The organism is Nonomuraea turkmeniaca (assembly GCF_005889735.1).
In the GTDB taxonomy this organism is placed as follows: Bacteria; Actinomycetota; Actinomycetes; order Streptosporangiales; family Streptosporangiaceae; genus Nonomuraea; species Nonomuraea turkmeniaca.
In genome coordinates this window covers 33,913-54,403 of record NZ_VCKY01000018.1, presented here as the reverse complement: position 1 = coordinate 54,403, position 20,491 = coordinate 33,913, and the positions used below count along the sequence as shown (strand labels likewise).

Below are 20,491 nucleotides of genomic sequence, written 5' to 3'. Positions count from 1 at the left end.
AGTGTTGGCGGTCGCCGACTCCGACTCGTATCTGAAGTGGGCGGCCTGCCTGCTCGCCGATCTGCCCGAGGGCTGCGACACCGACCTGGTGGTGGTGCGTACGCCGATCGCGCCCTCGCCCGAGCAGATCGCCGCCTCGATAAGCGGGCAGGTGGGCGAGCGGGAGTCGCCGCCGGTGTTGTCGGCCCGGTCGGTACGCCGGCTGGCCGAGCGCGGCCGGCCCGACGTGATCCTCGTGGCCTGCACGGGCCCGGTCGTGGACGTGCTGGTGGCCGAGGTGCTCGGGGACCTGCGGCCGCGGCCGGTGTTCGTCAGCGGGCTGCCGGGCATCTCGGTGCCCGCGACCGAGAAGGCGTGGCAGTTCCGCAGCGGCTGTGACCTGTTCGTGGTGCACAGCGAGCGGGAGGTGGCCGAATTCGGTGAGATCGCCCGCCGGCTCGGCGGGGGAGGGGCGGTCGGATTGGCCCGGCTGCCGTTCCTGCGGTCCAAGACGGCCGCCGCCCGGGGCGGCAACCGGGTGGTGTTCGCCACGCAGGCCAAGGTGCCGCGTGAGCGCGAGGGGCGTGAGCGGATCCTGCTGGCGCTGGCCGAGCTGGCCGGCCGCCGGCCGGAGTTGGACGTGGTGGTCAAGCTGCGGGCGCTGGAGGACGAGCGGCAGACGCACAACGAGCGCCACCACTACCAGCGGTTGTGGCGGGAGATGGGCGAGCCGGGGCGGCTGCTGTTCGAGGCCGGGTCGATGCACGACCAGCTGATGCGGGCGGCCGGGTTCGTCACGGTCAGCTCGACGGCGGCGCTGGAGGCCATCGCGCTGGACGTGCCGTCGCTGGTGCTGAGCGACTTCGGCGTCAGCGCCGAGATGATCAACCTGGTGTTCGAGGACAGCGACCTGCTGGGCACCCTTGACGAGCTGGCGGCGGGCGGCTTCCGCACGGCCTCGGCCGCGTGGTGCGCGGCCAACTACTTCCATCCGGTGGAGCGCAACGACTGGGCGGGGCTGCTGTCCGGGCTGGTGCTCTCCCGGTCGCGGGTGCCGGCCACGTCGCTGCTCGACGGGCCCGAGTTCGCGGCGGCGCGGCGGCGGGCCCGGCTGCGCGTGGAGGTGCCGCCCACGATGTTGCGGGCCGGCTACAAGGCCAAGCGCCGCATGCGCCGCTACCTCCGCGCCCTCACCTGACCCCGCCCGGCGAGCAACCGTCGCTCCCACGCATCAGCGCAGCGCCCATCGGGCAGACGGTGCCGCACGAGCGGCGTCGCGTGGGCGGGTCGGCGGCGGCTTGCCGGGCACGTTGCGCTGGTGCGTGCGTGGGAGCGGGCTGCGGCGCGTCACTCGGCCGTGGATCACGCCGAGGCCCCGGCAGTAGCCGGGGCCGGGAGGTCGGTGGTCAGATGGCGGAGCGGATCTTCCGGCGGAGCCGGGTGAGCGCCGTCGGCTTGGCCATGAAACCCAGCGTCTCCAGGCGCTTGCGCTTGAAGTAGCGGGCGTCGAACTCGATGCTCGCCGGCCGCAGGTCCGGGTACGCCTCGGCCTGCATGCAGTAGCCGACCGCGCGCACCAGCGCCGGCAGGTCCACGGCCGGCGGCTGCTCGATGTGCCCCTCGGCCGACAGCCGCGGCAGCAGCGCGTCTGCGATCGTGACCGGGATCCGGTTGCTGTTCTCGTACGGCGCCAGCCGGTCCAGCACGAGATCCGTGCCGTACGAGGCCACGGGCAACCCGAAGTACCGCTGCGCCGTCACCAGCCCCGTGGAGAAGCAGCCGACGACCACTTCGGGCCGGAGCGCGGCGAAGCACACCTCGGCCGGCACGCTCTCCCCGGCCACCGACAGCCGCACTCCCAGAGGCTCGGCCGCGGCCCGCATCAGCTGGGCGTGCCGGCGCCCCGCGGCCGGGTGCGGCTTGAACACGACGTTGGTGTAGCCGCGGGCGGCCAGCGCCTTGAGCATCGTCTCGTGCAGCGCCGCCTCCTCCTCCGGCGTGACGATCTCCAGGGCCGACAGGTACTGGCCGAGGATGACGGCCTGCCCGGCCAGCATGTCGGGCGCGGTGGCGGCCACCTCGGACACGATCGCCAGGAACCGTTCGTCCGGCAGGATCTCGGGCGGGACGCCGTACTCGCTGAGCAGCAGCGGCGTCAGGCCCGGCACCAGGTCCAGGTGGATCAGCCGGCCGATGCGGCGGAAGATCTCGGCGGGCAGCGGGTCACGGGTCGGGCCGTAGCTCATCAGCCCGTCGGAGTAGACCGTGATCGGGCAGTCGCGCACCAGCCCGGCGATCGTCCGCGCGGGCGGCACCGCGATCGACTCCAGCACCAGCTCCTCGACCCCGTCCAGCCCCCAGTGGGAGCGGATGAGGCGCTCCGTCATCGGCACCTCGATGACGCGCGCCCTCCAGTCCGACGGGTGCAGCGGCGCGATCAGCTCGTTCCACGAGTGCACCTCGTCGAAGCGCGAGCGCAGCACCGCGAAGCCCGGCGTCTTGTCCAGCGGCGTCGACACCTCGGGGATGGCCGCGTTGTTGGACACGACGAGGACGCGCCGCCCGTCGCCGAACCGGCCGTCGTCGATCCCGGCGGCCAGCGACATCGCCCCGAACAGGGTCGAGGCGTAGAAGACCTTCATGATGCGTCCTCCCGGTCGCGGCGGACCCGGACGTGCGGGCTGGGGGGCAGGTCGGGCACCAGGACCCGCAGTGTGGCCTCGCGCTCGACGGACATCCGCGACACCGCGTCCGCCACGATCTCCATCGGCAGCGAGCGCACCATCTGCGCGCCGCGCTCCTCGAAGCGGGTGCGGAGCGCGGGCGTGAACCGGTCGCCGATCTCCAGATGGTGGGCCAGCAGCGCGCAGAAGTTCCGCACCGCCTTGGGCATGAACTCCGGCTCCAGGTCCTTGAAGACCAGCTCGAAGGCGTCGAAGAAGTGCAGCTGGCGCTCGTCGCCGACCTGTGTCAGCGACCCCGACACCATGCGCCGGTAGAAGATCCCGGCCAGCGACACCACGGCGAACGTGGCGGCCTCCCGGTGCAGCCGCCAGATCCACGGCCGGTCCTCGGCGGTGTGCAGGGAGCCGGGGAAGTGCAGCAGGTCTCCCAGCGAGCGCCGGTAGACCCCGGCCCAGGCGTACGGGTAGTCGACCATGGTCCGCACGTTCGCCGGCAGGATCGCCTCACGAGGATTGAGCACCGCGTTCCGCCGCGCCAGCGGAGCGCGGTGCACGACCCGCTTTCGGCCCTCGACCTGCACGTGGTCGACGCGTACGAAGTCGCAGCCGAGCCCGTCGATGGCGTCGACGAGTCGTGCCAGATAGCCGGGGGCGAGCCAGTCGTCGCCGTCCATGTACGTCACGTACCGGCCGGACGCGGCCGACAGCCCGATGTTGCGGGCGTCGGCCAGCCCCACCGGCGCGGGATTGCGCAGCACGGTCAGCCCGGGGAGATCGGCGCGGAAGTCGTCGATGATGTCCCCGGTGGCGTCCACGGACCCGTCATTGACGACGATGAACTCGAAGTCGTGCCGCGCGTTACGGCAGAGCGAGGTGAGCGCGTCGGCGATGAATCGCTCGCCGTCTCGAATCGGCACGACGACCGAGAGCGTGATCAAGGGTTCGTTCTCCTGGTGGTGACGGTCATACGGTCACCCGGCGCAGGCGGGCCTTCGGGGCCTCCTCGCCGGGGAAGACGCGCTTGACGCCGTCGCCCAAGGCCTGCTCGATGATCCGGATGTCGCGCACCAGGTGCTCGAGGCCGGACGGCTCCAGCGAGGCGGCGTGGTCGGAGCCCCACATGGTCCGGTCGAGCGTGATGTGCCGCTCCACGCACACCGCGCCGAGGGTGACGGCGGCCAGCGAGATCTGCAGGCCGCGCTCGTGGCCGGAGTAGCCGACGGGGACGCCGTACCGCTCCTTGAGCGTGGTGATCGTGCGCAGGTTGGCCTCGTCCGGCGGCAGCGGGTACGTGGACGTCGCGTGCATCATGATCAGCTTGTCGGTGCCGAGGATCTCCACGGCCGCGTCGATCTCCGACAGCGTGGACATCCCGGTCGACAGGATGATCGGCTTGCCGGTGGCGGCCAGGGCCCGCAGCAGCTCGTGGTCGGCCACGCTGGCCGAGGCCACCTTGTGCGTCAGGACGTCCATCTCCTCCAGGAACTCGACGGACGGCACGTCCCACGGCGAGGCGAACCAGTGCACGCCGCGCTCGTCGCAGTATTTCGCGATCTGCCGGTACTCGTCGCGGCCGAACTCGGTCCGCTCCTTGTACTCCAGGTACGTCATCTCGCCCCACGGCGTCTGCCTGATCTGGCCCTTCTGCTCCTCGGGCACGCAGATCGCGGGGGTGCGCTTCTGGAACTTGACCGCCTGGCAGCCGGCGTCGGCGGCCACGTCGATGAGCCGGCGGGCGATGTCGAGGTCGCCGTTGTGGTTGATGCCGATCTCGCCGATCACGTAGACGGGCTCGCCGTCGCCGACCAGCACGTCGCCGATGGCGACCGGGCCGAGCCCGGGCCGTTCCTTGACCTGCACGACCGGCGCCTCGGGGCGGGCGGCCACGACCCGGTCGCACAGCTCGCGCACCGCGCCGGACCCGCCGGCCCTGGTCAGCACCACCCGGGCCGCGGCGCGCACCCGCGGGTGGGCCTCGGGCGTGGCGACCGGCCAGCCCACCTCGGTCATCGGGCCCAGGTCGTTGACGTCGTTGCCGACGTAGGCCACGCGGGCCGGGTCGAGGCCCTCGATGCGCAGCCAGTCGCGCAGCACCGTCCGCTTGTCGGCCAGCCCCTGCAGCACCGGCACGCCGAGCTTGCGGGCGCGGGCGGCCACGACCGGGTTGTGCTCGGTGGACATGATCAGCACCTTGACGCCGGAGCGGCGCAGCAGCGACACGCCCATCCCGTCCGAGCGGCTGACCAGCACCATCTCGCGGCCGTCGGAGTCGACGTAGGCGCGGTCGTCGGTGTGCACGCCGTCGAAGTCGGTGATGACGGCGTCGACGTCGATGGGCTCGGGCGTGTCGATGAACGGGGCCAGCGCGCGTACCAGCTCCAGGTCCTCGGGGTGGTCGACCTCGATGGCGTGCTGCGGCGGCACCGGCTGCACGGCGGTCGTGCCGAAGAAGCGGTGGCCGTGCGCGCGCAGGCCGGAGGTGCGCATGACGTAGAAGGCGCCGTTCTCGCGGAACTGGGCCTCGCGGTCCTGCCTGCGCGGACGGACGGCGGGGTCGTGGTTGACGCCCGCGCCGGCGGCGGTCCACAGGAACTCGTGCGTGGGCAGCCCGGACACCACCGAGTCGGCCTCGCCGTCGAGCACCTTGCGCACGGCGGCCGACAGGTCGTCGGGGTCGATGAACGCGCTCGTGCACTGCACGAGCACGACCACCTCGGGGTCCTCGCCGAGGGTGTCGAGCGCGTGCAGCACCGCGGACTCGCTGGAGGCGGTCGCGCCGCTGAGCTCCTCGGGCCGCTCGACGACGAGCGCGCCGGCCTCGCGGGCGGTCTCGGCGATCTGGGCGTGGTCGGTGCTGACCACGACCTGGTCCACGAGCTCGGCCCGCACGCAGGCCCGCACCGCACGGGTGACCAGCGGGACGCCCCCGACCAGGGCGAGGTTCTTCAGGGGTACGCCCGCCGAACCTCCGCGGGCGGGAACAACGGCCAAGACTCGCAAGGTGGGTCTCCTCAAAGGATCGGACTGCACCCAGAAGCTAGAGGGCCGGATTGAACGGCCAGCGTCACCGTCATTAACTTTCTATGGGGATCCGGTAGAGAAGCTCTGGCCGGCCCACCGCGCCGTACTGCGGCATGCGGGCGGCCACACCCAGCTCGACCAGGTGTTCCAGGTAGCGTCGAGCCGTCACGCGGGACACTCCGATCGCATCCGCCACCGCCTGCGCCGCCATGCCCTCGGGCCGCTCGCGCAGCTTGGCGGCGACCGCGTCGAGGGTGTCCCTGGACATGCCTTTCGGCAGCTCCGAGCTGCCTCTGAGGGTGCCGAGCACCCGGTCCACGTCGCCCTGGCCCACCGCGACCCCGGCTTCCTCCTTGAACCGGGCGTAACGGGTCAGCTTTTCGAGCAATGTCGCGAACGTGAACGGCTTGAGAAGGTATTGGGAGATGCCGAGCGACACCGCGTTGCGGACCATGGCCAGGTCGCGGGCGGACGTGACGGCGATGATGTCGCACATGAGTCCGCCCGCGCGCACGGCCCGGCACACGTCCAGGCCGTGCATGTCGGGCAGGTACAGGTCGAGCAGGATGAGGTCCACGGGCCGCTTGCGCAGGAAACGCAGCGCCTCGCCGCCCGAGCGGGCCACCCCGGCCACCTCGAAGCCGGGCACCCGCTCCACGTAGATGCGGTTGGCCTCGGCGGTGATCTCCTCGTCCTCGACCACCAGCACCGAGATCATCGGGTCTCCTCCCGGTCCGGGCGCGGCCGCGCCGGGATGGGCAGCCTGACGGTGAACGCCGAGCCTCGCACGTCGATGGTGCCACCCACCCGGCGTACCGCCTGACCGACGAGCGCGAGGCCGAGGCCGTGGCCGTCGCCCTTGGTCGTCCAGCCCTTGCTGAACGCCGCCGGGTCGGTCAGCCCGGGCCCGTTGTCGGCGACCCTGATGAGGACCTCCTTGTCGTCCGCGCTCAGGTGCACCTCCACGCGGGTGGCCGCGTCGATGGCGTTGTCGATGAGGTTGCCCACGATCGTGACCAGCTCTCGCGGGTCCAGGCCCAGGTCGTCCAGCTCGCTGTCCTGGCTGATGACCAGCTCGCTGCCGCGTTCGACGGCCTCGGAGCTCTTGCCGAGCAGCAGCGCCGCCAGCACCGGCTCGCGTACCGAGCCCACCACCCGGTCGGTCAGCTCCTGGGCGGCGCGCAGCTCGGCGGTGCCGAGCGCGACGGCCTGCTCGGTGCGGCCCAGCTCCACCAGCGTGATGACGGTGTGCAGCCGGTTGGCGGCCTCGTGCGCGGCCGCGCGCAGCGTGTCGGCGAAACCGCGCTCGGCGTCGAGCTGGCCGCTCAGCGACTGCAGCTCGGTGTGGTCGCGCACGGTCACGACGGTGCCGAGCCGGCTGGCGGCGCTGTTGACGGCCAGGACGCGGTCGCCCACCAGGTGGATGCGCTCCTCGTCGCCGGTCAGCACCTCGGTGAGCCCCAGCTCGCCCACATGCCGCCCCTCGGCGTCGTCGGGCAGGCCGAGCAGGTGCCTGGCGGCGTCGTTGCACAGCGTCAGCGTGCCGTCCTTGCCGACGAGCAGCAGCCCCTCCCTGACGGCGTGCAGGATCGCGTCATGATGGTCGTGGATGCGGCCCAGCTCCACCGGGCCGAGCCCGTGGGTCTGGCGGCGCAGCCGGGCCGTCACCAGCCACGTGCCCGCGCCGCCCAGGCCGAGCGCGAGCGCCACGATGAAGCCGCCCCAGGCGAGCCGGTCACGCAGCCAGCCGCTGATCCTGTCCACCCTGATACCGGCGCTGACCAGCGCGATCACCCGGCCGTCCGAGAAGACCGGGGTGACCGCCCGCTCGGACGGGCCGAGCGTGCCGGTGTAGGTCTCGGTGAACGTCCTGCCCGCCAGCGCCGGCCCGATGTTGCCGCGGAACTTCTTGCCGATCTCGGCCGGGTTCGGATGCGTGTAGCGGGTGCCGTCCGGCTTCATGATGGTGACGAAGTCCACGCCGGTGCTCTTGCGGATGCCCTCCGCCAGCGGCTGCAGCCGCGCGCTCGGGTCCGGGCCGTCCAGGGCCTCCAGGACGTCGGGCGAGGTGGCCACGGCCACCGCCACCGCCTGCGCCGTGCTCTCGGCCTCATGGGTGAGCAGATCGTGCGCCTGCACCAGGGCCAGCACGGCGCCGCCGGCGGCCGTGATCACGACCACGAGCAGTTGCAGGACCAACATCTGTCCCGCCAGACTCCAGCGTCGCATGTCAACGACTTCTTTCGTGAACGCAACTTACGCAATGGTGACCTGGGTCACTTGTGCAGCGCATAGTCGCACAACCGGAACTTCCCTCCAAAATGGCTGGAGAACCGCCCTATGCGTGATCGCACCCGCTACCTCTACGTGGCCGTCATCGTGGCGGTCCTCCTCGGCATCATGGTCGGCTTCCTCTGGCCGGACGTGGGCAAGGAGCTCAAACCGCTCGGCACCGGATTCGTCGCGCTCATCAAGATGGTGATCGGGCCGATCATCTTCTGCACCATCGTGCTCGGCGTCGGATCGGTCAGGAAGGCCGCCCAGGTCGGCAAGGTCGGCGGCCTGGCGTTCGGCTACTTCCTGGCGATGTCCACGGTCGCCCTGCTCATCGGCCTGGTCGTGGGCAACGTCATCCACCCGGGCGAGGGGCTCCAGCTCACCGACACCGCCCGTCAGGCGGCCGTGGCCGAGGCGGCCAAGGGCGCCGAGAGCGGCAGCGCGGTCGACTTCGTCCTGGGCATCGTCCCCGACACGCTCCTGTCCTCGCTGACCTCGGGGTCGGTGCTGCAGGCGCTGCTGGTGGCGCTGCTCGCCGGGTTCGCGCTGCAGGCCATGGGCGCCAAGGGAGCCCCGATCCTGCGGGGCGTGGAGCACATGCAGCGGCTCGTGTTCCGCATCCTCGCCATGATCATGTGGGCGGCGCCGGTGGGCGCGTTCGGGGCGATCGCGGCCGTCGTGGGCGCCACCGGCATCGAGGCGCTCAAGAGCCTGGCGATCATCATGGTCTCCTTCTACCTGACCTGCCTGCTCTTCGTCGGCCTGGTGCTCGGCCCGATGTTGTGGCTGGTCGCCCGGATCAACCTGTGGTCGCTGCTGCGGTACCTGGGCCGGGAGTTCCTGCTGATCCTGTCCACCTCGTCGTCGGAGTCCGCACTGCCCCGGCTCATCGCCAAGATGGAGCACCTCGGCGTGAGCCGGACCGTGGCCGGCATCACGGTGCCGACCGGCTACTCCTTCAACCTCGACGGGACCGCGATCTACCTGACCATGGCCACGCTGTTCATCGCCACGGCGACCGGCTCGCCGCTGGAGTTCGGTGAGCAGTTGGCGCTGCTGCTGTTCATGATGATCGCCTCCAAGGGCGCGGCGGGAGTCACCGGCGCCGGGCTGGCCACGCTGGCCGGCGGCCTGCAGGCGCACCGGCCCGAGCTGGTGGACGGCGTCGGCCTCATCGTCGGCATCGACCGGTTCATGTCGGAGGCCAGGGCCCTGACGAACTTCGCCGGCAACGCCGTGGCGACCGTGCTCGTCGGCACCTGGACGGGCGAGTTCGACCGGGAGCGGGCCGGCCAGGTGCTGGCCGGGCACGCCCCGTTCGACGAGGCCACGCTGCTCGACGAGGAGGAGCCGGCCGAGCCGGAGGCCGGCGAGAAGGAGCTGGCGAAGGTCTAGTGCGGTCTAGGGCTTGCGGCCGATGCCCGCGTACGCCATATAGGTCATCTCCTCGTCCATGAACAACGGGTGATCGGGATCCGTGAAAGGCCACGGCATCCCCGGCCCGGTCGCCAGGCCCGGCGGGATGAGCTCGAAGTCGCCGAAGAAGGCGCCGATCTCCCCGCCGGGCCGCGGCGTGAACGCCGCGTTGGCCCGCTTGTAGAACTCACTGACCTGCATCACCCGCTCGGTGGCCACGTCGTTGGTCCCGTGCGAGATCGCCAGATAGCTGCCGGGGGCGAGCGCGTCGCGGTAGGCGGCCATGAACCCCTGCGGGTCGTCCTCGTCGGAGATGAGGTGCAGGACGAACATCATCAGCACCGCCACCGGCCGGTCGAAGTCCAGCAGCCCGCGCACCTCCGGGTCCGTCAGGATCTCCTCCGGACGGCGGATGTCGCCCAGCACGATGGCCACGCGGTTGGGGTCGGCGAGCATCGCCCGGCCGTGGGAGGCCACCACCGGGTCGTTGTCCACGTAGACCACGCGGGCCTCCGGCGCGTGGCGGTGCGCCACCTCGTGCACGTTCTCCTGCGCCGGCAGTCCCGAGCCGAGGTCCAGGAACTGGGTGATGCCCTGCTCGCACAGATACTGTACGACGCGGCCGATCAGCGCCCGGTTCTCCCTGGTACCGACCCGGATCTCCGGCATCACGCTCAACACCAGGTCCCCGAGCTCGCGGTCGGCCTGGAAATTGTCCTTGCCGCCGAGGAAGTAGTCGTACATGCGCGCCGCGTTCGGAGTGCGCGGGTCCACTCCCTGCGGCGGTCGTTCCGTCATACACCCATGATCACACTGTTTGCCGATGAAACGGGACTAAACGGCGGGAAGTCGCAGGACAAACCTGGCACCACCCGGGCGGTCCTCCACGGTGATCTGGCCGCGGTGCGCCATCGCCACGTCCCGCGCGATGGCCAGGCCCAGGCCCGTGCCGCCCGCGTCGCGGCTGCGGGCGGCGTCCAGGCGGGTGAAACGCTCGAAGATGCGCTCGCGGTCCTCCTCGGCGATCTCCACGCCGTCGTTCTCGACCGACAGCACGGCCGTGCCGTCCCCCTTGGTTCGGTCCTCCTTGGCGACGGTGACCTGGACGAAGTGCTCGGCGTGCCGCTGGGCGTTGTCCAGCAGGTTGGTCAGCACCCTGGCCAGCTGGAGCCGTACGCCGTACACCCGCACCCCCTCGGCCAGGTCGGCGTGCACCGGCACCTTGTCGCTGCGGACCGACAGCTCCTGGCGCACCAGCTCGGCCAGGTCCACCAGCTCGCTGGCCGCGTCCACCCGGGAGCCGATCCTGGCCAGCAGGAGCAGGTCCGTGATGATGGCCTCCAGGCGGTCGGTGTCGCGCAGGGCGCTGCGGACGAGCGTCTCGATGTCGGTGTCGTCCGGGTAGAGCTGGGCGCTCTCGAGCTGGGCGCGCAGCCCGGCGATGGGGGTGCGCAGCTCGTGCGAGGCGTCGGAGGCGAACTGCCGCTGCTGCGCGGCGGAGCGTTCGAGCCGGGCCAGCGTGCTGTTGACGGACCTGGCGAGCTCGGCCACCTCGTCGGTGCCCGGCGGCTGGGTGACACGGCTGCTGAGGTCGCCGGCGTGCACGGCGTCGAGCTCCGTGCGCATGGTCGCCACCGGACGCAGCGCCCGCCCGGTGACCAGCCAGGTGGCCCACCCCGTCAGCGCGATCAGCACGGCGATCTCGGCGAAGACGATCACCTCGAAGGTCCGCGTGGCCAGCAGGTCAGGCGTGCTGCGCCCGGCGTAGACGACGGGGGAGTCGGCGAACTTGCTCACCCGGACCGCCGACAGGTGCACGCATTCGGTCGGCAGGCAGTTGGTGGTGCTGATGACCCGGTCGTCGTCCGTGGGCCGCACGTCGCTGAGCGGGGGCATGGTCCTGGCCGCGTCGCTGGTGGCCAGGATCCGCCCGTCCGGCCCGATGATCTGGATCAGGTTCACCGACGGGTTGGGCACGGGGATGGAGGCGCCCAAAGGCAGGGCGCCGCTGCGCATCTCGTACGCGATGCGCTCGGCGGTGTCCCTGGTGTCCTCGAACACGCCTGCCTCCACCAGCGACCGCGTCACCAGCACCGCCCCGACGCCCACGGGGATGAGCACGAGGGCGGCTACGGCCGTCGCGATGAGGGTGACGCGTCCCCGCAAGGACCTCGCCCACAAGGCAGACACCCACCGACATTACCGAGAGTAATTACCGTCATATGTCGCGTAAAGGGAAAGATTCCCCCAACTGGTCACCTCTGGAACCAGACCGCGGTGTCCGGCGGAACCGACCCGTCGGTCGCCAGCGGGCCGCTGGACAGCAGCACCTCGCCCGCCAGGTCCAGCCGCACCGGCTCCTCGCCGGTGTTGAGCACCACGACCAGGCCGGGGTCGCGCTCGATGACCAGCACGTCCTTGGGGGAGTCGAGCCACGTGACCGTGCCGCCGCCGAGCGCCGGGTGCTCCTTGCGGAGGCGCAGCGCCGCTCGGTAGAGGTTCAGCGTGGAGTCCGGGTCATCCTCCTGGGCCTCGGCCGACAGCGCGGCCCACCCCTCCGGGATCGGCAACCAGGGGTCCCGCCAGCCGCAGCCCGGGGCGGCGGTCCACGGGATCGGCACCCGGCAGCCGTCGCGGCTCTCGCCCCGGCGCAGGAAGGCCGGGTCCTGACGCAGCTCGTCGGGCAGGTCGAGCACCTCCGGCAGGCCCAGCTCCTCGCCGTTGTAGAGGTAGGCCGAGCCGGGCAGGGCCAGCATGAGCAGCGTGGCCGCCCGGGCGCGGGCCAGACCGCCGTGGCGGGTGACGTGGCGGGGCTTGTCGTGGTTGGACAGCACCCACGTGGTCGGCGCGCCCACCAGCTCGGACTCCTTGAGCGCCTTCTCGATGACCGTGCGGAACGACTTGGCGTGGAAGTCGGCCATCATGAAGTCGAACGAGAACGCCTGGTGCAGCTCGTCGGGCCCGACGTAGCGGGCCAGCCGCTCCGGCGAGGACACCCACGCCTCGGCCACGGCCATCCGGCCGCCGGGGTAGGAGTCGAGGATCGGCCGCCACTCGCGGTAGATGTCGTGCACGCCGTCCTGGTCGAAGTACGGCACCTGCTCGTCGCCGAGCATCTCGGCCTGTGGTCCGTCCTTCGGCCCCACGTCGGGCAGCCCGGCGGCCTTGATCATGCCGTGCGCCACGTCGACCCGGAAGCCGTCGACGCCGCGGTCCAGCCAGAAGCGCAGGATGTCGCGGAACTCGGCGCGTACCTCGGGGTTGTCCCAGTTGAGGTCCGGCTGCTCGGGCGCGAACAGGTGCAGGTACCACTGCCCGTCCGCGGACTGCGTCCAGGCCGGGCCACCGAAGATCGACTCCCAGTCGTTCGGCTCGTCGCGGAAGATGTAGCGGTCGCGCAGCCCCGCCTTGAACCAGGGGTGCTGGTCGGAGGAGTGGTTCGGGACCAGGTCCACGATGACCCTGATGCCCTTGGCGTGGGCGTCGGCGATCAGCGCGTCGAAGTCGGCGATTGTGCCGAACATGGGGTCCACGTCGCGGTAGTCGGCCACGTCATAGCCGCCGTCGGCCATGGGAGAGGTGTAGAAGGGGCTCAACCAGATCGCGTCCACGCCCAGGCCGGCGAGGTAGTCCAGGCGGTCGCGCACGCCTTCGAGGTCTCCCATGCCATCGCCGTTGGCGTCGGCGAAGCTACGCGGGTAGACCTGGTACACGACGGCGTCGCGCCACCAGTCATCGTTGCCGAGCATGGCTGTCCTTCCCCCGGATGCCCGAGATGTCGGGTGATGTTCTGGTGAAGGATGACGCGAGGGCTCCCGCCCGGTCAAGTGCAACTTTCGGAAACTTGCAGATCTCACATGGCGCTTCTGTAACGCTTTCTGCAAGTTCTTCCAATTCTTGCAAAAAGCCAGTAACGTCCCTGAAAAGTCTGGCTTTCCTCTCCTTGCGGCGGCGCGTGTCCTCGCGTCGCCGCTCCTGCGTGACCTCAGGAGGTCCCATGCGCATGCGGGCTCTGGGCACGGCCGCCCTCGCGACCCTCGCGTTCGCCGCCACGGCCTGCGGCAACTCCCAGTCGGCTTCCCCGGCGGCGCCCAGCGCGTCCGCCTCCGCCCCGGCTGCCACCACCGGTGCGGGCTCCGGCACGCTCGTGATCTGGGCCGACCCCAGCCGGGTCAAGCCGCTCAAGCCCTTCGCCGACCAGTTCGGCACCGAGAACGGTGTGACGGTGGAGGTGAAGGAGATCAGCAAGGACAACCAGATGACTTTCCTCACCGCCTCCCAGCAGGGCAGCGGCCCGGACATCATGATCGGCGCGCACGACTGGATCGGCAACCTCGTGCAGAACGGCGCCATCGACCCGGTCACGCTGACCGCGGAGCAGAAGGCCGCCTTCTCCGAGAAGGCCGTCCAGGCCGTGACGTTCAACGGGCAGATCTACGGCGCGCCGTACGCGGTGGAGAACATCGCGCTGATCCGCAACACCAAGCTCGCCCCCGAGGCGCCCGCCACGATCGAGGACATGATCGACAAGGGCAAGGAGCTCAAGGCGGCCGGAAAGGTGAAGGAGGTGCTCTGCCTCCCCGTCGGCCAGAAGGGCGACGCCTTCCACGTCTACCCGCTCTTCGCCTCCGGCGGCGGCGCGCTCTTCGGCGCCACCCCCAGCGGGGACCCCGACCCCAAGCAGGTGCTGCTCGGCGCGCCGGACTCGGTCAAGGCGTTCGAGAAGCTCAAGGCCCTGGGCGAGAAGGGCGACGGCGCGCTGCGCACGTCGATCACCAACGAGAACTACATCGTGAACTTCGCCGCCGGCAAGTGCGCCTACCTCGTCTCCGGCCCGTGGGCGATCAGCGAGGTCAAGAAGGGCGGCATCTCGTACGACATCACGGCCGTCCCGGCGTTCAAGGACGGCAAGCCGGCCACACCGTTCGTCGGCGTCCAGTCGTTCTTCGTCGCCTCCAAGGGCAAGAACAAGGCCCTCGCCCAGGAGTTCGTCGCCAACTACGTGACGAACAAGGACGTCGCCAAGGCCCTGTACGAGGCCGACCCGCGGCCCCCGGCGCTGACCGCCGCGCTGCAGGAGGTCCAGGCCTCCGACCCCGACGCGGTCAAGTTCATGGACGCCGGCAAGGAGGGCATGCCGATGCCCGCCATCCCCGAGATGGCCGCGATCTGGGAGCCGTTCGGCATCGCCGAGACCGCCGTCGTCAAGGGCGGCGACGCCGCCAAGGCGGCCGCGGCCGCCCAGAAGGCCATCGACGGCGCGCTGAAGAACTGACGGTCATGGTTGTGGACGTGCGTGAGGCGGCCCGGGCGAACGCGCCCGGGCGGCCCCGCCGGGAGATCACCACGGCGTTCGTGGTGAGCAGGATCGCGGTGCTGGCCGTGGCCGCCGCGATCCTGCTCTACGCCGTGCCGCCGCTGGTCGCCGCCGGGTCGTGGGTGTCGCTCGGGCTGCTGTGCGCGGCCAGCGCGGCCATCGCCTCCCTCTACCTGACCCGCCGCTTCATCCCGGCCAAATACCTCATCCCGGGCACCGTCTTCCTCCTCGCCTTCCAGGTGTTCCCCGTCGTCTACACGGTCACCACCGCGTTCACGAACTTCGGCGACGGGCACCGCGGCGACAAGGCGGCGGCCATCACCGCCATCGAGACCGGCTCCGTACGGCAGACCCCGGGCTCGCCCGAGTACGGCCTGACCGCCGCGCTGCGCGGCGACGAGCTGGTGTTCCTGCTGGTGGACCCGGCGACCAAGCAGGTCGGCCTGGGTACCGCCGAAGGGCTGACGCCGCTGCCGGGCGCCGAGGTCGGCGTCACCGGCAAGGTGCTGAAGGCGCCGGGCCTGACCGTGCTCAAGGCGCCCGAGGCGGCCGCCCGCGCCCAGGAGATCTCCGCGCTGGCCGTGCCCACGGACGGCGGCGTGATCAAGGCCAACGGGCTCAGCCGGGCCGTCGAAGGCCGGGCGGCGCTGGTGTACGACGCCGCCTGCGACTGCGTGCGCGGCAACGGCGACACCTGGACGGCGGACGCGGACCAGGGTTACTTCGTCAACGCCAAGGGCGAGCACCTGGCGCAGGGCTGGCAGGTCGGCGTCGGGTTCGACAACTTCGCCCGCGTGCTGACCGATCCCACTATTTCCGGATATTTCATGGGCGTGCTCGGCTGGAACGTGGCCTTCGCCCTGGCCTCCGTCTTCGGCACGTTCGCGCTCGGCATGTCGGTGGCGCTGGCGCTGCACAACCCGAGGATGCGCGGCACCCGGGTCTACCGGATCCTGCTGATCCTGCCGTACGCGATGCCCGCCTTCGCCATGCTGCTGGTGTGGCGTGACATGTTCAACCGCGACTTCGGGCTGATCAACCAGTTGCTCGGGGCCAACGTGGACTGGCTGGGCGAGCCCGCGACCGCCAGGCTGGGCGTGATCCTGGTCAACCTGTGGCTCGGGTTCCCGTACATGTTCCTCGTCACCACCGGCGCGCTGCAGGCCATCCCGCGCGAGCTGACCGAGGCGGCCTCCATCGACGGGGCCACGCCGTGGAAGGCGTTCCGGCGGGTCACGCTGCCGCTGCTGCTGGTCGCGCTCACGCCACTGCTGATCTCGTCGTTCGCGTTCAACTTCAACAACTTCAACGCGATCGCGCTCACCACCGAGGGCGGGCCCTTCCCGGCCGAGAGCCCGCAGGTGGGCGGCACCGACCTGCTGATCACCTACACGTTCCGGCTGGCGTTCGGGGCGGGCGGGGCGCAGTTCGGGTTCGCGGCGGCGATCTCGGTGTTCATCTTCACGATCGTGGCGGTCGTCTCGGCCGTGGCGTTCCGGCGCACGCGCAAGCAGGAGGAGGTCTACGCGTGAAAATCGCCCTCAGGCACGTGTTCGTGCTCGCCGTGTGCGCGTTCGCGGTGTTCCCGATCCTGTTCGTGGTCTCCGCGGCGATCAACCCGCTGGGCACGCTGGCCTCGACCGACCTGCTGCCGAACGGGGCCAGCCTGGCCAACTTCGCCAGCCTGTTCGGCTCCGACACCTACCCGTTCGCGCGGTGGTTCTTCAACTCGGTGTTCATCGCGCTGGTGGCGTCGTTCGCGAGCCTGCTGCTGTCGATGTTCGCCGCGTACGCCTTCAGCCGCATGCGCTTCGCCGGCCGTCGCGTCGGGCTGCTGGCGCTGCTGCTCATCCAGATGTTCCCGCAGTTCCTGGCCATCGTCACGATCTTCATGATTTTCACGAGGGTGACCGAGTTGTACCCGGCGTTCGGGTTCAACACCGTGTGGGGGCTCATGCTGCTCTACCTGGGCGGCGCGCTCGGCGTGAACACCTGGCTCATGAAGGGCTTCCTCGACACCGTGCCGAAGGAGCTCGACGAGGCCGCCACCGTGGACGGGGCCACGCACGCGCAGATCTTCTGGCGCGTCATCATGCCGCTGGTCACGCCGATCCTCGCGGTCACCGCGATGCTGGCGTTCATCGGCATCATGAGTGAGTTCCTCATGGCCAACGTGTTCCTGCGCGACCCCGAGAGCAAGACCCTCGCCGTGGGCATGTACGGCATGATCGCCGGCGACCGCCGCAACGCGAACTTCGGCATGTTCGCCGCGGCCACGTTGCTGACCGCCGTTCCCACGGTGGGTGTGTTCCTCTGGTTGCAGAAGTACATCGTCTCCGGGCTGACCGCCGGAGCAGTCAAGGGATAGGTGCATTGCGCTACATCGGGGAGCCCCATCACGACGGCTCGGCCCTGTACGTCTCGGAGCAGGCGCCCGAGCTCGGGTCGCTGGTGACGCTCTGGCTGCGGGCGCCGCTCGCCGCCGGCGTCACCGGCGTGCACGTGCGCACGGTGCACGACGGCGAGCCGCGGTACGCCGAGGCGGCACGAACGTCGCGCGACATCGGGGGATTCGGCGGGACCGACGTCTGGTGGCGGGCCGAGATCGCCGCCGTCAACCCCGTCACGCCGTACCGGTTCCTGCTGAGCACCGGGAGGGGCCAGGCTTGGCTGACCGCGGCCGGGCTCGTCACGCACGACCTGGCCGACGCGAGCGACTTCCGCCTGGTGTGCCACCAGCCGCCGCCGACGTGGATGGCGGACGCGATCGTCTACCAGATCTTCCCCGACCGCTTCGACCGCTCCCGCCCCATGGGCAAGCTGCCCGACTGGGCGCAGCCGCGCGACTGGGACCGCGACCCGGTCATCCCCAGTGGCCCCGGCACCGCCGAGCAGCTCTACGGCGGCGACCTCGACGGCGTCGTCCAGCGGCTCGACCACATCCAGAGTCTCAGCGCCGACACCGTCTACCTGACGCCGATCTGGCCTGCCCGCTCCAACCACCGCTACGACGCCTCCAGCTTCGACACCATCGACCCGCTGCTGGGCGGCGACGCGGCCCTGCGCCGCCTGTCCGACGCGGTGCACGCGCGCGGGATGCGGCTGCTCGGCGACATCACCACCAACCACTGCGGCGACGCACACGAATGGTTCACCGCCGCGGTGTCCGACGTGAACGCGCCCGAGCGCGAGATGTTCTACTTCGACCCCGAAACCGGCGACTACGAGAGCTGGTGGGGGGTCAAGTCGCTGCCCAAGCTCAACTGGGCCAGCGAGCGCGTGCGCGCCGCCATGCGGGGCGTGCTGACGAAATGGCTCGGGCGGCTGGACGGCTGGCGCGTGGACGTGGCCAACATGACCGGCAGGCTCGGCGCCGCCGACCACAACCACGAGGTCGCGGCCCTGTTGCGGCGCGCGCTCGGCCCGCAGGCCGCGTTCATCGCCGAGCACAACCACGACGCCACACCCGACCTGGACCGCGACGGCTGGCACGGCACCATGAACTACGGCGGCTTCACCCGCCCCGTCTGGACCTGGCTGCGCGGCCCCGAGCTGGACCTGGAGCACTTCCTCGGGGTGCCGGGCGGCGTGCCCAGGCGGGACGGGCCGGCCACGCTGGCCACGTTCCGGTCGTTCGCCTCCCACATGTCGTGGCGGTCGTACCGGCACTCGTGGCAGCTGCTCGACTCGCACGACTCGCCGCGCATCAGGACCGTCACCGGCTCGCGCGAGCGGCACCTGCTCGCGCTCGGCCTGCAGGCCACGCTGCCCGGCACGCCGATGGTGTTCGCCGGCAGCGAGTTCGGCCTGACCGGCGTGAACGGCGAGCACTCGCGCACCCCGATGCCCTGGAACCGGCCCGCCGACCAGGACCTGGCGACCCTCGCCGGGTACCGCCGGCTGCTCGGGCTGCGCCGCGCCGAGCCCGCGCTGCGCCACGGCGGGCTGCGATGGCTGCACGCCGACGCCGACTGCCTGGTGTTCGCGCGCGAAACCTACCAGGAGACGCTGCTGGTCAGCGCGCGCCGCGCGCCCGGCGAACCACTGGCCATCGGGATGCGGGCGGAGGGCGTGCACAACGCGGAGGACGGCGACGTCATCCCCGGCGACGGACCTTCGCTGCGTGTCTGGCGTCTCACACATTGATCACGCTACGGTGGCTTTCCCCGTTTTATTCGTCGTTTCAACTAGATAGTGGTGTGCTCGTATGAGGGTGCTGTCCGTCGCCGTCATGGCCTCGCTCTTGCCTGCCTTCCCGGTCGCGGCGTCGGCCCAGGCAGGCACGACGTACTACGTGGACTCCAGGGCGGGTGACGACGCGGCCGCAGGGACCAGCGCGACCGCCCCGTGGAAGTCGCTGGACATGATCAACGCGGCCGATCTCAAGCCCGGCGACACCGTCGCCGTCAAGCGCGGCAGCGCCTTCAGCGGCACCCTCACCCTGGCGGCCAAGGGCACCGCGGCCCGGCCGATCTCCATCAAGGCGTACGGCAAGGGCCCGCTCGCCAAGATCAGCGGCGACGAGGTCGACTGCGTGGTGATCTCAGGCGATCACTGGAGGGTCGGCGGGCTGCGGGCCTCTGGCTGCCGCTGGGCCGGCTTCCAGATCGACGGAGACAACAACGTGCTGGCCGGCGTGCAGGCCGACCGCAACATCGCCGGCGTGTTCGTCACCGCGTCAGGCTCGCGCAACACCATCCGCGACAGCGTGCTGACCGACAACAACCGGATGAGCGTCAACGACGACGGCGGCGACAACGACTCCGGCGCCTTCGGCGTGCTGCTCAACGGCGACGACAACGTGGTCACCGGCAACACCATCACCGGCAGCTTCGCCAAGAGCCAGGACTACGGCACCGACGGGGCCGCCGTCGAGATCTTCAACGGCGACCGCAACCGCGTCACCCGCAACATCTCGAGGAACAACGAGACCTTCACCGAGCTGGGCGCCCAGAAGGGCAAGACCGCCACCGGCAACGTCTTCGCCTTCAACGTCGTGACCTCCTCGCGCAGCCGCGGCTCCTTCCTCATCACCCGCGGCGCCGGCCACATCGTCGGCCCGGTCAAGGGCACCGTGGCCGTGCACAACTCGGTCCGCCTGCCGGCCAAGGACACCGTCGGCTGGTCCTGCCACGACGGCTGCTCCCCGTCGGTGCTCAAGCTCCGCAACAACGTCATCGTCGTCGGCGGCGAGGCCGGCTGGGAGGACGGCCAGGGCGCGGACGAGGCCGGCAGCGTGTACCAGGGCCGCACGGCCAAGTTCAAGCTCGGGCCCAAGTCGGTCGTGGCGAACCCGCAGTTCGTCTCCCGTACCGACCTGCGCCTGCGGCCCGGCTCCCCGGCGCTCGACCGCGGCCTCGCGCTCACCGCCACGTGGTACGGGGGCAAGACCTTCGCCAAGGACGCGGCGGGCAAGGCCGTGGCCGGGGCGCCGGACGCGGGGGCATACCAGCGCTGACGCCTTTTGACGGTGGCGGTGTCTAGAGTGGGGCCCGTGCTACCAGATCTCCGGCAACCGCTCGTCAGGCAACTCGCCGAGTCCGACGCTCCCCGCCACTACTGGCACATGGCCGACGAGGACGGCCGCGCCTGGCTGTTCGAGAGCGTCGAGGGCGACGGCGAGCACTGGGCTGTCCGGCAGGTCGAGGTCGGCGCCGACCGTGTCGCCCGCCGCTACTGGTGGCGGCATCTGCAGGACGAGCGGGGGTTCCTCACGGACCAGCCGCTGGAGATCTGGGAGCTGACCGAGATCCCCGAGTCCGCCTTCGAGGCCGTATGGCAGGCGTCGGCCTGAGGC

The 20,491-nt window shown here is 70.9% G+C and carries 16 protein-coding genes; 8 read left to right on the top strand and 8 right to left on the bottom strand.

What is annotated here, in order from left to right:
* Window position 1: 1 nt before the first annotated feature.
* Window positions 2-1,177 carry a DUF6716 putative glycosyltransferase gene (locus tag ETD86_RS07815; protein ID WP_246147762.1) on the top strand — a complete coding sequence of 392 codons (1,176 nt, stop codon included), beginning with the start codon at window positions 2-4 and terminating at the stop codon, window positions 1,175-1,177.
* A 208-nt stretch (window positions 1,178-1,385) separates the two neighbouring features.
* On the opposite strand, the gene ETD86_RS54905 is transcribed toward ETD86_RS07815, so the two are convergent.
* The 5 genes from ETD86_RS54905 to ETD86_RS07790 all read right to left on the bottom strand — a co-directional run bounded on the left by ETD86_RS54905 (window position 1,386) and on the right by ETD86_RS07790 (window position 7,913).
* Window positions 1,386-2,621 carry a polysialyltransferase family glycosyltransferase gene (locus ETD86_RS54905; RefSeq protein WP_170222938.1) on the bottom strand — a complete coding sequence of 412 codons (1,236 nt, stop codon included), beginning with the start codon at window positions 2,619-2,621 and terminating at the stop codon, window positions 1,386-1,388.
* Window positions 2,618-3,601 (bottom strand): glycosyltransferase family 2 protein, encoded by a 984-nt coding sequence (locus ETD86_RS07805; RefSeq protein ID WP_138665424.1) that lies wholly within the window; start codon window positions 3,599-3,601, stop codon window positions 2,618-2,620. The genes ETD86_RS54905 and ETD86_RS07805 overlap by 4 nt, the downstream gene beginning before the upstream one ends.
* 25 nt (window positions 3,602-3,626) lie before the next feature.
* Window positions 3,627-5,663 carry an N-acetylneuraminate synthase family protein gene (locus tag ETD86_RS07800; protein WP_138665423.1) on the bottom strand — a complete coding sequence of 679 codons (2,037 nt, stop codon included), beginning with the start codon at window positions 5,661-5,663 and terminating at the stop codon, window positions 3,627-3,629.
* Between the two features lie 73 nt (window positions 5,664-5,736).
* Window positions 5,737-6,402: a response regulator gene (locus ETD86_RS07795; RefSeq protein ID WP_138665422.1), complete on the bottom strand. Its 666-nt coding sequence runs from the start codon at window positions 6,400-6,402 to the stop codon at window positions 5,737-5,739.
* Window positions 6,399-7,913 carry an ATP-binding protein gene (locus ETD86_RS07790; protein WP_138665421.1) on the bottom strand — a complete coding sequence of 505 codons (1,515 nt, stop codon included), beginning with the start codon at window positions 7,911-7,913 and terminating at the stop codon, window positions 6,399-6,401. Before ETD86_RS07790 ends, ETD86_RS07795 begins: the two co-directional genes overlap by 4 nt.
* A gap of 111 nt (window positions 7,914-8,024) precedes the next feature.
* Between ETD86_RS07790 and ETD86_RS07785 the strand changes: the two genes are divergently transcribed.
* Window positions 8,025-9,356 carry a cation:dicarboxylate symporter family transporter gene (locus ETD86_RS07785; protein WP_138665420.1) on the top strand — a complete coding sequence of 444 codons (1,332 nt, stop codon included), beginning with the start codon at window positions 8,025-8,027 and terminating at the stop codon, window positions 9,354-9,356.
* 6 nt (window positions 9,357-9,362) lie between these two features.
* Here the strand turns inward: ETD86_RS07785 and ETD86_RS07780 are convergent, their stop codons facing one another.
* The 3 genes from ETD86_RS07780 to ETD86_RS07770 form a co-directional block, all read right to left on the bottom strand.
* Complete coding sequence (locus tag ETD86_RS07780; protein ID WP_138665419.1) at window positions 9,363-10,175, bottom strand: SAM-dependent methyltransferase; 813 nt, start codon at window positions 10,173-10,175, stop codon at window positions 9,363-9,365.
* A gap of 36 nt (window positions 10,176-10,211) precedes the next feature.
* On the bottom strand, window positions 10,212-11,567 hold the full coding sequence (locus tag ETD86_RS07775; protein WP_246147760.1) for a sensor histidine kinase: 1,356 nt from the start codon (window positions 11,565-11,567) through the stop codon (window positions 10,212-10,214).
* Between the two features lie 65 nt (window positions 11,568-11,632).
* On the bottom strand, window positions 11,633-13,126 hold the full coding sequence (locus ETD86_RS07770) for a glycoside hydrolase family 13 protein (protein WP_138665418.1): 1,494 nt from the start codon (window positions 13,124-13,126) through the stop codon (window positions 11,633-11,635).
* Between the two features lie 248 nt (window positions 13,127-13,374).
* On the opposite strand from ETD86_RS07770, the gene ETD86_RS07765 reads away from it, so the two are divergent.
* From ETD86_RS07765 to ETD86_RS07740, 6 genes are all read left to right on the top strand, one after another.
* Window positions 13,375-14,652, top strand: a complete 1,278-nt coding sequence (locus tag ETD86_RS07765) for a sugar ABC transporter substrate-binding protein (protein ID WP_138665417.1) — start codon at window positions 13,375-13,377, stop codon at window positions 14,650-14,652.
* Between the two features lie 5 nt (window positions 14,653-14,657).
* Window positions 14,658-16,226: an ABC transporter permease subunit gene (locus tag ETD86_RS07760; protein ID WP_138665416.1), complete on the top strand. Its 1,569-nt coding sequence runs from the start codon at window positions 14,658-14,660 to the stop codon at window positions 16,224-16,226.
* Entirely contained in the window at window positions 16,223-17,062 is an 840-nt protein-coding gene (locus ETD86_RS07755) for a sugar ABC transporter permease (protein WP_211369891.1), read from the top strand. Before ETD86_RS07760 ends, ETD86_RS07755 begins: the two co-directional genes overlap by 4 nt.
* A 5-nt stretch (window positions 17,063-17,067) precedes the next feature.
* Entirely contained in the window at window positions 17,068-18,840 is a 1,773-nt protein-coding gene (locus ETD86_RS07750) for a glycoside hydrolase family 13 protein (protein ID WP_138665415.1), read from the top strand.
* Window positions 18,841-18,901: 61 nt separating this feature from the next.
* Window positions 18,902-20,152 (top strand): NosD domain-containing protein, encoded by a 1,251-nt coding sequence (locus ETD86_RS07745; protein WP_246147758.1) that lies wholly within the window; start codon window positions 18,902-18,904, stop codon window positions 20,150-20,152.
* 36 nt (window positions 20,153-20,188) lie between these two features.
* A complete protein-coding gene (locus ETD86_RS07740; RefSeq protein WP_138665414.1) occupies window positions 20,189-20,488 on the top strand; it encodes a hypothetical protein in 300 nt (99 codons plus the stop codon).
* Window positions 20,489-20,491: the final 3 nt, after the last annotated feature.

Coding starts and splice junctions, on each gene's coding strand:
- ETD86_RS07765 (WP_138665417.1), top strand. CDS start 13,375: ATGCGCATGCGGGCTCTGGGCACGGCCGCCCTCGCGACCCTCGCGTTC.
- ETD86_RS07780 (WP_138665419.1), bottom strand. CDS start 10,175: ATGACGGAACGACCGCCGCAGGGAGTGGACCCGCGCACTCCGAACGCG.
- ETD86_RS54905 (WP_170222938.1), bottom strand. CDS start 2,621: ATGAAGGTCTTCTACGCCTCGACCCTGTTCGGGGCGATGTCGCTGGCC.
- ETD86_RS07790 (WP_138665421.1), bottom strand. CDS start 7,913: ATGCGACGCTGGAGTCTGGCGGGACAGATGTTGGTCCTGCAACTGCTC.
- ETD86_RS07760 (WP_138665416.1), top strand. CDS start 14,658: ATGGTTGTGGACGTGCGTGAGGCGGCCCGGGCGAACGCGCCCGGGCGG.
- ETD86_RS07785 (WP_138665420.1), top strand. CDS start 8,025: ATGCGTGATCGCACCCGCTACCTCTACGTGGCCGTCATCGTGGCGGTC.
- ETD86_RS07745 (WP_246147758.1), top strand. CDS start 18,902: ATGAGGGTGCTGTCCGTCGCCGTCATGGCCTCGCTCTTGCCTGCCTTC.
- ETD86_RS07795 (WP_138665422.1), bottom strand. CDS start 6,402: ATGATCTCGGTGCTGGTGGTCGAGGACGAGGAGATCACCGCCGAGGCC.
- ETD86_RS07770 (WP_138665418.1), bottom strand. CDS start 13,126: ATGCTCGGCAACGATGACTGGTGGCGCGACGCCGTCGTGTACCAGGTC.